At 41.3% G+C, this 15,422-nt stretch carries 14 protein-coding genes; 4 read left to right on the forward strand and 10 right to left on the reverse strand.

Features of this window, described 5'->3' with window-relative positions; genetic code table 11:
• Nucleotides 1-60: 60 nt before the first annotated feature.
• From ADH81_RS01050 to ADH81_RS01060, 3 genes are read right to left on the reverse strand one after another with little or no spacing between them, the layout of a single operon-like run.
• The gene (locus ADH81_RS01050) at nucleotides 61-2,283 is read right to left on the reverse strand and encodes a heavy metal translocating P-type ATPase (RefSeq protein WP_049525875.1); all 2,223 of its coding nucleotides are present in this window, start codon (nucleotides 2,281-2,283) and stop codon (nucleotides 61-63) included.
• A gap of 9 nt (nucleotides 2,284-2,292) precedes the next feature.
• Nucleotides 2,293-2,664, reverse strand: a complete 372-nt coding sequence (locus tag ADH81_RS01055) for a cupredoxin domain-containing protein (protein ID WP_049525877.1) — start codon at nucleotides 2,662-2,664, stop codon at nucleotides 2,293-2,295.
• 10 nt (nucleotides 2,665-2,674) lie between these two features.
• Nucleotides 2,675-3,070, reverse strand: coding sequence for a CopY/TcrY family copper transport repressor (locus ADH81_RS01060; RefSeq protein WP_045763230.1), 396 nt, complete (start codon nucleotides 3,068-3,070; stop codon nucleotides 2,675-2,677).
• A 204-nt stretch (nucleotides 3,071-3,274) separates the two neighbouring features.
• Here ADH81_RS01060 and ADH81_RS01065 point away from each other — a divergent pair, with 204 nt between their 5' ends.
• From ADH81_RS01065 to ADH81_RS01080, 4 genes are read left to right on the forward strand one after another with little or no spacing between them, the layout of a single operon-like run.
• Nucleotides 3,275-3,955, forward strand: coding sequence for an amino acid ABC transporter permease (locus ADH81_RS01065; protein WP_049525879.1), 681 nt, complete (start codon nucleotides 3,275-3,277; stop codon nucleotides 3,953-3,955).
• Nucleotides 3,915-4,592, forward strand: coding sequence for an amino acid ABC transporter permease (locus ADH81_RS01070; RefSeq protein WP_049525880.1), 678 nt, complete (start codon nucleotides 3,915-3,917; stop codon nucleotides 4,590-4,592). Before ADH81_RS01065 ends, ADH81_RS01070 begins: the two co-directional genes overlap by 41 nt.
• Nucleotides 4,593-5,351, forward strand: coding sequence for an amino acid ABC transporter ATP-binding protein (locus ADH81_RS01075; RefSeq protein WP_049525881.1), 759 nt, complete (start codon nucleotides 4,593-4,595; stop codon nucleotides 5,349-5,351).
• 18 nt (nucleotides 5,352-5,369) lie between these two features.
• Entirely contained in the window at nucleotides 5,370-6,236 is an 867-nt protein-coding gene (locus ADH81_RS01080; RefSeq protein ID WP_049525884.1) for a cysteine ABC transporter substrate-binding protein, read from the forward strand.
• 62 nt (nucleotides 6,237-6,298) lie between these two features.
• On the opposite strand, the gene pyrE is transcribed toward ADH81_RS01080, so the two are convergent.
• The 7 genes from pyrE to ADH81_RS01115 all read right to left on the reverse strand — a co-directional run bounded on the left by pyrE (nucleotide 6,299) and on the right by ADH81_RS01115 (nucleotide 15,126).
• Nucleotides 6,299-6,931 carry an orotate phosphoribosyltransferase gene (gene pyrE / locus ADH81_RS01085; protein ID WP_049525885.1) on the reverse strand — a complete coding sequence of 211 codons (633 nt, stop codon included), beginning with the start codon at nucleotides 6,929-6,931 and terminating at the stop codon, nucleotides 6,299-6,301.
• A 39-nt stretch (nucleotides 6,932-6,970) separates the two neighbouring features.
• A complete protein-coding gene (pyrF, locus tag ADH81_RS01090) occupies nucleotides 6,971-7,666 on the reverse strand; it encodes an orotidine-5'-phosphate decarboxylase (protein ID WP_049525887.1) in 696 nt (231 codons plus the stop codon).
• Between the two features lie 241 nt (nucleotides 7,667-7,907).
• Nucleotides 7,908-9,200, reverse strand: a complete 1,293-nt coding sequence (locus ADH81_RS01095; protein ID WP_049525889.1) for an FtsQ-type POTRA domain-containing protein — start codon at nucleotides 9,198-9,200, stop codon at nucleotides 7,908-7,910.
• 9 nt (nucleotides 9,201-9,209) lie between these two features.
• On the reverse strand, nucleotides 9,210-10,268 hold the full coding sequence (locus tag ADH81_RS01100; RefSeq protein WP_049525891.1) for a UDP-N-acetylglucosamine--N-acetylmuramyl-(pentapeptide) pyrophosphoryl-undecaprenol N-acetylglucosamine transferase: 1,059 nt from the start codon (nucleotides 10,266-10,268) through the stop codon (nucleotides 9,210-9,212).
• A gap of 1 nt (nucleotide 10,269) precedes the next feature.
• On the reverse strand, nucleotides 10,270-11,622 hold the full coding sequence (gene murD, locus ADH81_RS01105; RefSeq protein ID WP_049525893.1) for a UDP-N-acetylmuramoyl-L-alanine--D-glutamate ligase: 1,353 nt from the start codon (nucleotides 11,620-11,622) through the stop codon (nucleotides 10,270-10,272).
• A 95-nt stretch (nucleotides 11,623-11,717) separates the two neighbouring features.
• Nucleotides 11,718-14,423, reverse strand: coding sequence for an FtsX-like permease family protein (locus ADH81_RS01110; protein WP_049525894.1), 2,706 nt, complete (start codon nucleotides 14,421-14,423; stop codon nucleotides 11,718-11,720).
• A gap of 1 nt (nucleotide 14,424) precedes the next feature.
• Entirely contained in the window at nucleotides 14,425-15,126 is a 702-nt protein-coding gene (locus tag ADH81_RS01115; protein ID WP_000323392.1) for an ABC transporter ATP-binding protein, read from the reverse strand.
• Nucleotides 15,127-15,422 lie beyond the last annotated feature (296 nt).

Raw genomic sequence — 15,422 nt, forward strand, 5'->3', positions numbered from 1 at the left:
GCTGTACTTGAGTACGGCAAGGTGAAGCTGACGTGGTTTGAATTTGATTTTCGAAGAGTATTAATCGACTTTAGTAAAATTAAGCATAAGAGAGCTGATTAAAACAGAGACTGAACTAAAGGCCATGGCCAATCCTGCAAGTTCTGGATTGAGCACCAAACCAAGACTTGAAAAGACTCCTGCTGCAATCGGAATACCAATGAGGTTATAGATAGAAGCCCAGAAAAGATTGAGTAGAATACGATTAAAGGTCTTCTTACTCATATCAAAAGCACGCGCCAATCCTAGTAAATTGTTGGTTGTAAGGACAAGGTCTGCTGATTCGATAGCAATATCTGTTCCAGACCCCATAGCAATTCCGACATCTGCTACACTGAGGGCCGGCGCATCATTGATCCCATCTCCAACAAAGGCCAATTTCCCATTCTTTTGAAGCTTGTGAATTTCATGTGCCTTTTCCTCTGGCAAGACATTTGCGATTACTTCTTCGATACCAATTTGCTCTGCAATCGCATGGGCTACTCCAGCATTATCTCCAGTAAGCATGACCGTTCTGAGGCCTCGTTTTTTCAATTTAGCAATAGCTTCTTTGGCATTTTCCTTAGGGACATCCTGCAAGGCAATTAAGCCTTTTAACTGACCATCCACGGATAGGAAGACAACTGTTTTCGCTTCTTTCTCAAGCAAATCAAATCGTTCTTGATAATCATGTGGAATAGCAAGGTCAGCTAAGAGCTTAGCATTCCCCAGCAAGACTTGCTTACCATTAATAATCCCAGTCACACCTTTTCCATGCAAGGCTTGGAAGTTTTCCACGGGATAAAGACTGATTCCTAATTCAGACGCACGATTGACAACTGCCTGAGCTAGAGGGTGTTGAGAGGCATCTTCTAATGAGGCAGCCAAACTTAGCACTTCTCCTTCATCTCCGATAACATCTGTCACTACTGGCTTCCCTTCGGTCAAGGTTCCTGTCTTATCAAAAACAACCGTTTGAACTTTTTGGATTTCCTGTAGAACTGTACCATTTTTGAGAAGAATCCCCATCTTGGCACTTCGGCCTGTTCCTACCATGAGTGCTGTCGGTGTCGCAAGTCCAAGAGCACAAGGGCAGGCAATAATCAAGACTGCAACACCATAGAGAAGCGACGTTACAAAACTTTCACCAAGAAAAACAAACCAGATCCAAAAAGTAAGAAGTCCTAAAATGACAACTGCTGGTACGAAAATTCCAGAAATCTTGTCTGTCAAATCTTGAATAGGAGCACGACTGGTTTGAGCTTTCTTCACAAAGTCTACAATCTGAGCCAACATGGTTTCAGAACCTACTTTTTCAGCTCTAAAAATGATCGTACCACTATTATTGATGGTTGAACCAATGACAGCATCTCCAACTGATTTATCGACTGGAATACTTTCCCCAGTCACCATTGATTCATCAATACTCGTTTCACCTTCTAAGACAATCCCATCAACAGCTATTTTTTCACCTGGTCGAACGCGAATGAGATCTCCAACTTTGACTTGTTCTAGAGGTATTTGAACATAAACATCATCACGCAAAACCTCTGCTGTTTTTGCTTGTAGGTCTAATAATTTTTCGACTGCCTGCGAAGTATTTTTTCGCATTTTTTCCTCAAAAACTGCTCCCAAAAGAATGAAGAAGAGGATAAATGCAGCACTTTCAAAGTAAACGGGCAGACCAGTGAAGAGGGCAACTAAGCTATAGAAATAGGCCACTAGGGTTCCCAGAGCAACCAATGTATCCATGTTGGAATTGTGCTTTTTAAAACTAGCCCAGGCGCTTCTGATATATGGAACTCCAGCTACCAGCATAATGGGTGTTGTGGCTAAAAAGGTGCCCCAACGCATGACTTGGTGACTAATTCCTCCTGTAGACATCCCAATCATGAGAATCACAAGAGGCACAGTAAAGATACTAGTAATCCAAAAACGCTGTAAAAGACTGAGAGACTTTTTAGTTTTTTCAACAACGGTGTAGGTCCCCTTTTGCATCTTCATGCCACATGAAAATTCATGTTCACCCAAGTCTTGAGGAGTAAAACGAATGATCTTTTCCTCATCTTGGGCGATTGGTTCTAGAATTCCTTCTTCTTCGAAGAGAATTTCTTTATAACAGTTTGAAGGTGTCACACGGTGAAAAGTAATCTCAGCAGGAATCCCTTTTTGCAGTTGAATGTGGGCTGGATGGTAGCCTTTGTCTGCCGTGATACGGATTTTTTGAACACCATTTTCAAGACTTGCTTTTACAATTTCAGTCATATCATTCTCCTATTCTACAATCATCTTACCGTGCATCATATTCATGCCACAAGAGAAACCATACTCACCTGCTTCTTCAGGTGTGATTTCAACCACATATTGGTCTCCCATAGGCAGATCTGCATGCACTCCAAAGTCTGGAAAAACGATTTGATCCAAGCAAGGTGAAGGATCTTTTCGATCAAAAATAATGCGAGCTGGTTGCGATTTTTTGAGGATAATAGTTCCTGGAGTGTATCCCCCCATGACTTCCACTCGAATTTCTTGATAGCCATTTTTTTGCTGGGCTCTCTTAGCATCTTCTTGCGGTTTTTTGAAAAACCATAAGAGGATAAAAGCAATCATTCCTAAAACAACAATAGATACAAATAGATTTAACATAGCGTCTCCTTTACATACAATTACATCTTACTTCTGTTACAGCACTTGCTTTTTTCTTTGAAATCACTTCTTCCAAGCCTTCCAAGTCAGCTAGGGTAAAGTCACATTCTTCAATCAAATCAGCTAGCAAGAGCTTTATTCTGCGAGAACAAAGCTTGTCTTTGATATCCTGAACCATTAAGCCCCTACTATCATCTAGCGTTAAAAGTGCCGAATAGACAAAGGACTTGCCCTGTTTTTCCCGAGTCAAACATTCTTTCTCCACCAAACGAGCCAAGAGTGTCTGGATCGTGGACTTGGACCAGCTAAACCTTTTCTCTAATACTTTTATGAGATCAGTACTAGTCTGTTCTCCCTGCATCCAGATAATCTTCATGACCTGCCATTCTGCATCTGAAATCTGCATAATCACACCTCCAAAATCTACATTTGTCAATTACAATTATCAGTATACTCTTAAAATCTACATTTGTCAACCCAAAATCACATTTTTAAAATTTATCGCCATTATAAATATTTTTTATCACCACAATAAAAAATACATATTATCCAAAGCTCTCTTTTAATGCTACAATAACTGTATCATTTTCCTAGATGGGAGGTTCTACTTTTGGATTGGTCCATTGTTGAACAATATCTACCACTCTATCAAAAGGCATTCTTTCTGACCTTGCATATTGCAGTTTGGGGAATTCTAGGTTCTTTTCTGCTTGGGCTCCTTGTCAGTATCATCCGGCATTACCGAGTTCCTGTTTTCTCACAATTAGCAACAGCCTATATAGAATTGTCACGAAACACTCCCCTTTTGATACAACTTTTCTTTCTCTACTTCGGTCTTCCCCGAATAGGGATTGTTCTTTCTTCAGAAGTCTGTGCTACGATTGGTCTCATCTTTTTAGGTGGTTCCTACATGGCAGAATCCTTCCGAAGTGGGCTAGAAGCCGTCAGTCAAACCCAGCATGAAATTGGCTTAGCCATTGGCCTCACACCATTTCAGGTCTTTCGCTACGTGGTTCTGCCACAAGCGACTGCAGTTGCTCTACCATCCTTTAGTGCCAATGTTATTTTCCTTATCAAGGAAACTTCTGTCTTTTCAGCGGTTGCCCTTGCTGACCTTATGTACGTTGCAAAGGACTTGATTGGACTCTACTATGAGACAGATATCGCACTAGCTATGTTAGTGGTTGCTTACCTTATCATGCTTCTACCTATTTCACTAGTATTTAGCTGGATAGAAAGGAGGCTCCGTCATGCAGGATTCGGGAATGCAAGTACTCTTTCAAGGAAATAATCTCCTGAGAATCTTACAAGGTTTGGGAGTCACGATTGGGATTTCTATCTTGTCTGTCCTCTTATCCATGATTTTCGGAACGGTTTTGGGAATTATCATGACCTCTCATTCTAGAGTCGTTCGCATCTTGACACGCTTTTATCTAGAATTTATCCGTATCATGCCCCAGCTAGTACTCCTTTTTATCGTTTACTTTGGATTGGCGAGAAACTTTAATATCAATATCTCAGGTGAGACTTCTGCTATTATCGTTTTCACTCTCTGGGGAACAGCTGAGATGGGGGACTTGGTCCGTGGAGCTATTACTTCCCTCCCTAAACATCAATTTGAGAGCGGACAAGCGCTTGGCTTAACTAAAGTGCAACTCTACTACCATATCATCATCCCTCAAGTTTTGAGAAGACTACTACCGCAAGCCATCAATCTTGTCACTCGGATGATTAAAACGACTTCCTTGGTTGTTTTGATTGGGGTTGTTGAAGTTACCAAGGTTGGGCAACAAATCATTGATAGTAATCGCTTGACCATCCCAACAGCTTCCTTTTGGATTTACGGAACCATACTAGTCTTGTATTTCGCAGTTTGCTTCCCTATTTCCAAACTATCTACTCATCTAGAAAAACATTGGAGGAGTTAAATGTCTGAAACTATTTTAGAAATCAAGGAACTAAAAAAATCCTTCGGAGACAATCCTATCCTTCAAGGACTTTCCTTAGATATTAAAAAGGGAGAAGTGGTCGTCATCCTAGGACCTTCTGGTTGTGGAAAAAGCACGCTACTTCGCTGTCTCAATGGCTTAGAAAGTATTCAAGGAGGAGATATCCTGCTGGATGGCCAGTCCATCGTTGAAAATAAAAAAGATTTTCACTTGGTTCGCCAAAAAATCGGTATGGTCTTTCAAAGTTATGAACTCTTTCCTCATCTGGATGTCCTTCAAAACCTCATCCTAGGTCCTATCAAGGCTCAAGGGAGAGACAAAAAAGAAGTTACCGAAGAAGCTCTGCAACTACTAGAACGAGTCGGACTTCTAGATAAACAACACAGCTTCGCTCGTCAATTATCTGGTGGACAAAAGCAACGGGTTGCTATCGTTCGTGCCCTTCTCATGCATCCAGAAATTATCCTCTTTGACGAGGTAACGGCTTCACTTGATCCAGAAATGGTACGTGAGGTTTTGGAACTTATCAATGACTTGGCTCAAGAAGGGCGTACCATGATACTGGTAACCCATGAAATGCAGTTTGCCCAAGCCATTGCGGACCGCATCATCTTCCTTGACCAAGGGAAGATTGCTGAAGAAGGAACTGCTCAAGAATTCTTCACAAATCCACAAACCAAACGAGCACAAGAATTTTTAAACGTCTTTGACTTTAGCCAGTTTGGCTCATATCTATAATCAATAAAGGAGATTATTATGAAACTACTCAAACCACTTCTAACTGTTTTTGCTCTAGCATTTGCACTTATCTTTGTCACAGCTTGTAGTTCAGGTGGAAGCTCTGATGCTTCATCTACGAAGGCAACTGCCAAAGCTCGCACCATTGATGAAATTAAGAAAAGTGGCGAACTTCGAATCGCGGTATTTGGAGATAAAAAACCATTTGGTTATGTTGACAACGATGGTTCTTACCAAGGTTACGATATCGAACTTGGTAACCAATTAGCACAAGACCTTGGTGTCAAACCGAAATATGTATCAGTGGATGCAGCTAACCGTGCTGAATACTTGATTTCAAACAAGGTTGATATCACCCTTGCCAACTTCACAGTTACTGATGAGCGTAAGAAACAAGTAGACTTTGCCCTTCCTTACATGAAGGTTTCACTCGGTGTAGTATCTCCTAAAGATAAAGTTATCAAAGACGTTAAAGAACTTGAAGGCAAAACCTTGATCGTTACAAAAGGAACGACTGCTGAAACTTACTTTGAGAAAAATCACCCAGAAGTAAAACTTCAAAAATATGACCAATATAGCGATGCCTACCAAGCCCTTCTTGACGGACGTGGAGATGCCTTCTCTACTGATAATACTGAAGTTCTAGCTTGGGCCCTTGAAAATAAAGGATATGAAGTAGGAATTAGTTCGCTTGGTGATCCAGATACGATTGCACCAGCAGTTCAAAAAGGTAACCAAGAACTACTTGACTACATCAACCAAGAGATTGAAAAATTAGGTAAAGAAAACTTCTTCCACAAGGCTTATGAAAAAACACTTCACCCAACTTACGGTGACGCTGCTAAAGCAGATGACCTTGTTGTTGAAGGTGGAAAAGTCGACTAATACTCAATGAAATCACAAAAAGAAATCAGGTAATCCTAGTGACTACCTGATTTTTATATACCTTAAGCATTTTGCCAATTTTCTTGGTCTTCTTTAAAACGTTTTAGGAGGTCAAGTCCTTCTGGTGTGATATAACCTTCTTCTTGAGCTAGATGAATCAGTTCGCTGTAGTTTGAAAGGGTTACTAGTTTGACACCAGCATCTGCAAAGTTCATATCTGCTTTTGGCAATTGATAGCTGAAAATAGCCACAACACCAAGAACATCTGCTCCCTCACGTTTGGCAGCAGCAACAGCTTCAAGAACTGAACCGCCAGTTGAAATCAAATCTTCGACAACGACCATCTTTTGTCCTTGAGCTACACGGCCTTCGATTTGATTTCCAGCACCATGGTCTTTTGGTTTGCTACGGATATAGGCAAATGGCAAGTTCATCTTGTCAGCGATGATGGCACCATGAGGAATACCTGCAGTCGCTGTTCCTGCAATCACTTCTACTTCTGGGAATTCTGCCTTAATAGCTTCCACAAAACCATTTTCAATCAAGCTACGAGTATCTGGATAAGCAAGCGTCACACGGTTGTCCGTATAAATCGGTGATTTGATACCAGATGCCCAAGTGAAAGGTTCTTCTGGTTTGAGGTAAACGGCTTGAATTTTCAATAGATGGCTGGCAATGTCTTTAGCAAGTGTCATGGTCTACTCCTTTTGTTTTTATAATCTATTTCTTTAATTTCAGTCTTGGTTCCACTCATCCCTGATCGCATGATAAGCTGCTACTGGATCCGTGGCTTGAGTGATTGGGCGTCCAACTACGATATAGTCACTACCAATCTGATAAGCATCTGCTGGCGTCATGACTCGTTTTTGGTCTCCAACTGCAGCGCCTGATGGTCGAATACCCGGTGTCAGACAGATAAAATCTTTGCTTGTCGCTTCTTTGATAAGTTTCACTTCCTGAGCCGAACAAACCACACCATCTAAACCGGCTTCAGCAGTTTTCTTGGCATAATGAATGACCGATTCTTGAAGACTGGTTTGGATATTTTGAAAGTCTCTCATTTGTTCTTCAGAAGTTGAAGTCAACTGGGTAACAGCAATCAATTTTGCTTCTTTCCCAAGACCTTCTCGCGCAGCCTTCATCATCTCTACACCACCTGCGGCATGAACATTAGTCATGTCAACACCCAGATGAGACAAAACCTTCATGGCTGACTTGACCGTATTGGGAATATCATGAAGTTTGAGATCTAGAAAGACGCTATGTCCCAAGCCTTTCAAATAAGAAACAATCTCTGGACCTGTAGCGTAATAGAGCTCCATACCAACCTTTAGATAGAGGCTCTCTTCAGCTGGAAAAAGAGCTAAAAATTTCTTGACTGCCTCAAAACTTGGAAAATCAAGAGCAATAACTGGACGAGATTCGCGCATACTTTTCTCCTTTTACCTTTGTAAGCTAGAGAGCATGAAAAAAAGGAACCTGCCTACAGCAAGGTTCCACGAAAAATGGGTAGAATCCACCCTTTCACCGTCTAACCTTAGCTGCCTCTCTGGACTGCTTTAAAGGTTTTTTACTATTCTATTATTTAAAGCGGTAGTTGTCAAGTAAAAAACAGTAATTGAACTTGTAGAAAACATGACTCATCATCAAGTCAATAGAATCATCTCAAACTTAACGACTCTGTGATTGTTGGGTTGTTTGATTTTGAGTTTGATTCTGAGTTTGATTCCCTTGCTCTTCTTGTTTTTTCTTTTCTTCTTCCTGCTTCTTCTTTTCCTCTTCTTTAGCTTTGATTCTTGCTTCTTCTAAAGCCTTATCCGTCAAGCTATAACTATAGATCCCAACTTCCATATCAATACCGCTTGGCACTGTTAATTGAGGTTTAATCTTGCTATAGTAAGGCAATTTTTTACCTAGTTCTGATAAAGGAACCAAAACCTCATCCGTATCATACATGGTAATCTTGAGAAGATCGCTGGTTACACTAGTTGGAGCCAATTCAATCGTTTTGATAGCTTGCTTAATCTCTGGGCTGACTTCAGCCAGTTGTTCAATCAAGGTTTTGACTTGCTGCTCATCGTTAAAGAGTACGGACATATAGGTTTCAGGAAGACTGACTAGACTAACTGGACTGGTTTCCACCGTCCCACTAGAAAGAATCGGATAATGATCCTCTCCAGAAACATAATAGGCTACAATCCCGTATTCCTTGACCTGGATGGTAAAATTGGTCGGGAATTGATAGTGAATGCTGGCAGATTCAATCCAGTGATTGGACTTAATCATCTCAGCATGCTTGTCTTTATTGAGGAGCAGATCAAAGGTATAATCACTATCACGAATCCCTGAAGCCTCTTTGATTTGGTCTGCATTGGTCTCTACCGTACCAGTGACTTCTATGTTTTTCAGAGTTGAGTATGGCGTCAAAAGATAGATGGAAAAGATCAAGACAAGCAAACTTGGGATTAGAATCGTAACAGCACGCCAGATATGAACACTTGGAATAGAAGGCTTGGCCATCTTTTTCTTAGACTTAGATCTCTTTTCTTCTACTTTCGTTTCTTCAGATGTTTCGTCCTCTTCTTCTACTTGTTCTGTCTCAGTAGTTTCCTCCTCATTCTCAGGAGAGGACTGGTCTTCTGCACTCTCCTTCTGCTCTTCAGGATTAGAATCTGAGGCCTCTTCTACCTCAGTATCTTCAGATAAGTCTGACTCTTGTTCTTCCTTGGTCTCTTCTTCAGCCTTTTTGCGCAGATATTCACGGTTCTGCTTCTGCCACTCTGATAAAGTGGTTTCTTCTTCCAAAGTTTTTGCAACTTCTTTTTTATTGGCTTCTGCTTGGGCCTTTTCTTTGGCTAGTTGGGCCTCTTCTTCAGCTTTTTTTTGAAGATATTCTTGATTTCGTTTTTGCCACTCTGACAATTCCTTGCCTTGAGTTGGCTCTTGTTTCTTATCCTTTGACATCGATTTTCCTTATGATAGATCTTTTTTTAGTAGCGCATAAAAATCCGCCACAGATTTTAATTCATGAGAATTTTTCATCGTGCTCTGGTAGTCTTCTTTGTGGGTCAAAAGCTTGCTTACTTTTTCTTCTAAAGTAGACAAGGTCAAATCGCCCTCTTGCAACTCCTCAGCATAGCCTTTTTTCACAAAATAAGCTGCATTTTCAATCTGATCTCCACGGCTAGCTTCACGCCCTAGAGGGACAATGACATGCAATTTAGCCATGGCAAGAAGTTCAAAAATAGTATTGGCACCACCACGAGTGATGACTACATCAGCCATATTCATGAGCGGTTGATAGAGGTCAGCCACGTAGTCGACACGATAGAGGTTTGAACTTAGTTCATTTAAACTAGCATCACCTGTTAGGTTGATGATATTATAATGACTAGTCAGCTCTTCCTTGTGGTCTGTAACTAATTGGTTAAAGACACGCGCACCAGCAGAACCTCCGACGAAAAGAAGAGTTGGTAGCTTATCATTGAAAGAAGTTCGGATATCCACCATTTCTTCAGGCTCTTCCATAACTGGACCAGAAACCTTGGTCACAGCTCCTACATGCTCTACCTTAGTGAGACTAGACGCTTGCTCGAAAGTAGAGTACATCTTAGTCGCAAACTTATAGGCAATCTTATTGGCCAATCCCATAGAGAGATCAGACTCGTGGATGAAGACTGGTACTCTGCATACTCGCGCTGCAATAACAGGAGGAACAGATACAAATCCCCCCTTAGAAAAGAGGGCCTGAGGACGAAGACGGAGCATGATAAAGAGCGATTGAAGGATTCCAAATGCAACCTTAAAGACGTCAACCATATTTTGCCATGAAAAATATCGGCGCAATTTCCCAGTTGCAATAGAATGGAAGGTGACATCTAAACCTGACTTGAGAATTTCATGATGCTCAATTCCGTTCTTATCACCAATATAGTGGACTTCCCAGCCATCTTCGATGAACTTAGGCATTAACAAAAGGTTGAGGGTAACGTGTCCAACCGTTCCCCCACCTGTAAATACTATTTTTTTCATATTATCCCTTTAACTCCGCTACAGTGTCGATGAAAAGATCTCCACGTACTTCAAAGTTGGCATACATATCCCAGCTAGCATTAGCAGGACTGAGGAGAACCACATCTCCTTCTTCCGCAAGTTCATAAGCCTTTCGAGTTGCGTCAGCAATATCTGTTGCATCCACATAAGCCACACCAGCCTTATCCGCTGCACGCTTGACACGTTCTGCAGACTGACCGAGAATGACCATGTTCTTAAGTCCAGTAATATCTGGAACCAATTCGTCAAACTCATTCCCACGGTCCAAACCACCAGCAATCAAGATAACCTTGCTATTGTCAAAACCAGACAAGGCTTTTTGAGTTGCTAAGATATTGGTTGACTTACTATCATTGTAGAATTTAACCCCATTGATTTGGTCTACAAATTGGAGACGGTGCTTGACGCCACCAAAGGCTGACAAGTTTTCCTTAATGGTCTCATTATCAACACCACGAAGTTTAGCAACAGCAATGGTGGCAAGAGCATTTTCCACATTGTGGCTACCTGGAACACCGATTTCATCAGCTGCCATGACTTTTTCACCACGGAAGTAGAGTTGACCATCTTCAAGATAAGCACCATCAACCTTTTCTAGTGTTGAGAATGGTACTACAGTTGCATTTGTTTTTTTCGCAAGTTCTTTAGACAATTCCTGGTTGAAGTTCAAAACTAGGTAATCAGCCGCTGTCATATTTCTTTGGATATTCCACTTGGCTTCGACGTAGGCTTCAAAAGAACCGTGATAGTCAATATGGGTTGGCATCAGGTTAGTGATAACAGCAATTTCAGGATGGAATTCCTGGATTCCCATTAGTTGGAAAGAGGAAAGTTCCATGACAAGCGTGTCCTTATCTGTCGCAGTTTGAGCCACTTGACTAGCAGGATAACCGATGTTCCCTGATAAAAGTCCATTTTGCCCCGCAGCAGTCAGAACTTCTCCAATCATAGTGGTGGTCGTTGTCTTCCCATTTGAACCTGTAATACCGACGATTGGAGCTTCTGAGATCAAGTAGGCTAACTCAACTTCAGTTAGGACTGGAATGCCTTTTTCTAGTGCTTTTTCAATCATAGGATTGCTATAAGGGATTCCTGGATTCTTCACCATGAGAGCAAAATCTTCATCCAATAATTCCAAAGGATGTCCACCAGTGACAACCTTGATACCCTCTTCTAAAAGGCTCTGAGCTGCTGGATTTTCCTCAAAAGGCTTGCCATCATTCACTGTCACAATGGCACCTAGCTTGTCCAAAAGACGAGCTGCAGATTCACCAGATTTTGCCAATCCTAGGACTAATACTTTCTTATTTTCAAATTGATCAATTCGTTTCATATCTAGAACTCCATTTCTACTCTTACTATTTTACCATTTTTATGAAAATAAAAAAGCCACAAAGGGCTTTCTTATTTGTTTTTGTCCTCTACTAATTATTCTACAGACTTGAGGGCTTCAAGCATATCTACCTTTCGGAGATAATGATTGACAAAAACTCCTAGGATGGTCAAAATGACACTGACAGCTAGAACTGGGATGAGATACACTTCCCAGCCGACCTTTGGTTGAAAACGGAAGGTACCGGGTGCAATCATCTGAATGAGAAATTGATGGAGATAAAAGCCTGATACCAATCCTACAATCATTCCAATTAGTGACAATATGATGGTCTCCCGATAGATGTAAAGGGTCACTTCTTTGTTATGAAAACCAAGAACCTTGATGGTTGAGAGTTCCCTAATCCGTTCAGCAACATTGATGTTGGTCAAATTATAGAGAATCACAATGGCTAATAGCACCGATACCAGCACCAAAATCGCCATGGTATGATTCAAAGAATTGGCAAAACTTTCAAAGAGCTGAATGGTGGAGGCATTTTGAACGAGGCCACTGACAGCCGCCTGATCCATAAATTCTCCTGCAACTCTCTCGGTATTGACTTCACTTTTATCCTTTAGTTGGACTAGATAGGTATTCATCTTAGGAGTTTGACCATAAATTTTCTCATAGGTCGCCTGATTCATATAGACAAAATGGCCTACATAGTGCTCGGTGATAGCACCTACTTTAAAGGTTTTCCCATCGATTGTAAAATTGTCACCAACAGAAACTCCAGCCAACTGGGCTAATTTTTCTGTCAAAATAACTCCGTTTGATAAGTTCAGTTTTTCCCCATTTTTTTCCAAGAGAACAAAGGGAGCTAGGTCATCTTGATCCGTTACCATGATGGTCACGGTCTGAACGCCAGCTTTACCGGCATAGTCTTCCTCAATCTGTTTGGAAGAAATTAAACGATAGTTTTCAACTTCATCACTCTGCAATTTTTCTTCTAGCTTGGCCTTCTCAGAATCTGAAGCTCTAGAATTGACAGAGAGAACCATCTGGTATTGTTGCAGATCCTTAAACTGCCTGTCTGCCACTCCAACCACAGAGGATTGAATCCCAAGTCCTGCAAAGAGGAGGGCTACTGAACCAGCAACTCCAAAAATGGTCATCAGCATACGCTGCTTATAACGGAAAATGTTGCGGGCTGTCACCTTCTGAGTAAAACTCAAACGTGACCAGATAAAGGTTATCCGCTCCAAGAGAATTTTAGAACCCTTGACTGGTGGCTTGGGTAGTAATAATTGCGCTGCTTCTTCATGCAACTCTCTGCGAGATACAAGGTAGGCAGGTAGGACACTAGCCACTAAGCTTAGACCCAGAGCTAAGCAACTATAGGTCCAATAGAAATACTGCTGACTCTCTCCAACAATCATTCGCTTAGTAATGATATGCGAAATAGTAGGTGCCAAAACGTAATGTCCAAGTAAGATTCCTAGTAGGGTTCCAAGAGTGCCAGCAACCAGACCATAAATCACAAACTTAGCGATGATGTCCTTGCTATGGTAGCCTAGAGCTTTAAAAATCCCTGCATTGGTTCTTTCCTCATCTACAAAACGAGTCATTGTGGTAAAGGTGACCATGGCTGCAACGGCATAGAGAACAACTGGAAAAATATTCCCTACGGCACGAATACTCATAGCCGAGTTACTATACATGAGGTAACCTTGACCAGTAGGAGAACTCTTGCGATTGTAGACATGATAGGTTGGCTCTGTTAGAGCCTTGACCTCATCCTGACTAGCCTGCCATTTATCCTTTTCGCTCGCCAGATTCGTTTCAGCTTGGCTTAGATTTTCCTTTTCTTGCTTTAGTTGTTCTTTTGCTTCTCCTAACTGACTAGATGCTTGACTTTTTTGTGGTTCTGGTAGTTGGCTCACTTGATTTTCTTGAGCTTGTAGACGCGTTTCGATTTCCTGCAGGCGTTTCTTGCCAGCTGTCAAGTTGGTTTCTGCCTCGTCTAATTGTTTCTTGCCCTCATCAAGGGACTCTTGGGCGTCCTTTTTCATTTTCTCTAGCCGCGCTTGACCATTATCAGCAACTAAGTTCTTTAGAGTTGCCTCTTCTTCCTCTAACTTCTTTTCGTAATCACTAGAGAAAGGATTGACATCTGTTAGGCTAGCAAAACGCAGGCGGGCAATCGTGTAAACAGAGCTCTTAAAATTTTCCTCAGTTACGACACCATAGGTTGTTAAGTTCCCATTTCCACTGGCTGAACTCCCCATATCCGTTTTTGAGAAAATATCTGGAGAGTGGACGAAGCCTGTAATGGTATAACTATCCCGCTTCAACTGAGAATTACTGCCCTTCTTTTGACTCAAATGAATGACTTGCCCAATTTGATAGTGATCTTTCCAAAAATCAGCTAGAGCCAATTCATCCTCTTGCTCAGGCAAACGCCCTTGGGTCACCTCAAATTTTGAAATTTTATCAGTATTTGAAAAGATTCGTATGGCATCTTCACTATTTGCCAGAGTCAAATCTGTCATATAGCCAAATTCAACATCTGCTCCTGATAGAGTTTGCAATTCTTCCTGGTCTGCCTGATCTAGACCATAATCTGCTATGACGGTCATATCTGCCGCATTAGTATCTTTCAGATAAGCCCAAGCTGTTCGCTCCATATTGGGACTAGCAACCTTGAGACCAACCACGGCTAAAGAACCTAACATCATTAGAGTTAGGATAGATAAAAACCGTCCCTTTGAACCTGTGAAAGACTGGAGCAGGTCTTTCCAATATGTCTTTCTTTTCATCTCAATACTCCAAATCATCAATATCCTGTGGTTGAGGATTGAGGACAACACTCTTGACACTGGCATCATGCATCTGAATCACGCGATCAGCTATGGGAGCTAGGGAGGCATTATGGGTCACAATGATAACGGTAGCCCCCTTCTTACGTGACATATCTTGAAGAATCTTTAGAACCTGCTTACCCGTCTGGTAATCCAAAGCTCCCGTTGGTTCATCACAAAGGAGAATTTTAGGATTTTTAGCCACGGCTCGAGCAATGGATACCCGTTGTTGCTCACCGCCTGACAGCTGAGCTGGAAAGTTATTAAGACGGTGCCCTAATCCTACATCCTTGAGAACCTGCTCAGGATCCAAGGCATCGGCAACAATTTCTGAAGCTAGCTCAACATTTTCCTTAGCAGTCAAGTTAGAAACCAAGTTGTAAAACTGAAAGACAAAGCCAACATCATCTCTACGATAGTTAGTTCTCTGATGAGAAGTGAAATTCGAGATATTGGTCCCATCAATCCAGACTTGCCCTTCATCATTTGTATCCATACCACCAAGAATATTTAAAACTGTTGACTTCCCTGCACCAGATGACCCAAGAATAATGACTAGTTCTCCCTTTTCAATCTCGAAGTTGACATCTCGATTGGCTACGATTTCTGTATCACCAGTATGATACCTCTTATAGCTGTTTTTCATTTCAATATAAGCCATCCTATCTCCTCCTCTTCTCCTATTTTCACCTTTATTATAACTCTTTTGAGGAGAGAAAGAAAGCTTATCCCTGTAGACTTTAGAGAGATTTTCAAAGTCCTCAGATGCGCTGAATTCAAGTCAGTATAGCCATGCCTTACTCACCATGTTTATGAGGTAATTCCTATAGTTTGTTACTTTAGTTTTTTGTCAAATATCATCTCTGGTCTTCTTTTAGTAACTGATGTATGAGCAAAAAAGGCTCTATAATATTTGTAGTGGGTAAATCCCCTATGGATCTTATGGAGCCTATTTTT

Source organism: Streptococcus pseudopneumoniae, from assembly GCF_001072925.1.
Classification (GTDB): domain Bacteria; phylum Bacillota; class Bacilli; order Lactobacillales; family Streptococcaceae; genus Streptococcus; species Streptococcus pseudopneumoniae_Q.

Excerpts from the sequence above, each read along its gene's own strand:
- ADH81_RS01075 (WP_049525881.1), top strand. The coding sequence starts at position 4,593 with ATGTCTGAAACTATTTTAGAAATCAAGGAACTAAAAAAATCCTTCGGA.
- ADH81_RS01050 (WP_049525875.1), bottom strand. The coding sequence starts at position 2,283 with ATGACTGAAATTGTAAAAGCAAGTCTTGAAAATGGTGTTCAAAAAATC.
- ADH81_RS01080 (WP_049525884.1), top strand. The coding sequence starts at position 5,370 with ATGAAACTACTCAAACCACTTCTAACTGTTTTTGCTCTAGCATTTGCA.
- pyrE (WP_049525885.1), bottom strand. The coding sequence starts at position 6,931 with ATGACACTTGCTAAAGACATTGCCAGCCATCTATTGAAAATTCAAGCC.
- ADH81_RS01115 (WP_000323392.1), bottom strand. The coding sequence starts at position 15,126 with ATGGCTTATATTGAAATGAAAAACAGCTATAAGAGGTATCATACTGGT.
- ADH81_RS01060 (WP_045763230.1), bottom strand. The coding sequence starts at position 3,070 with ATGCAGATTTCAGATGCAGAATGGCAGGTCATGAAGATTATCTGGATG.
- ADH81_RS01100 (WP_049525891.1), bottom strand. The coding sequence starts at position 10,268 with ATGAAAAAAATAGTATTTACAGGTGGGGGAACGGTTGGACACGTTACC.
- ADH81_RS01095 (WP_049525889.1), bottom strand. The coding sequence starts at position 9,200 with ATGTCAAAGGATAAGAAACAAGAGCCAACTCAAGGCAAGGAATTGTCA.
- ADH81_RS01110 (WP_049525894.1), bottom strand. The coding sequence starts at position 14,423 with ATGAAAAGAAAGACATATTGGAAAGACCTGCTCCAGTCTTTCACAGGT.
- pyrF (WP_049525887.1), bottom strand. The coding sequence starts at position 7,666 with ATGCGCGAATCTCGTCCAGTTATTGCTCTTGATTTTCCAAGTTTTGAG.
- ADH81_RS01055 (WP_049525877.1), bottom strand. The coding sequence starts at position 2,664 with ATGTTAAATCTATTTGTATCTATTGTTGTTTTAGGAATGATTGCTTTT.
- murD (WP_049525893.1), bottom strand. The coding sequence starts at position 11,622 with ATGAAACGAATTGATCAATTTGAAAATAAGAAAGTATTAGTCCTAGGA.
- ADH81_RS01070 (WP_049525880.1), top strand. The coding sequence starts at position 3,915 with ATGCAGGATTCGGGAATGCAAGTACTCTTTCAAGGAAATAATCTCCTG.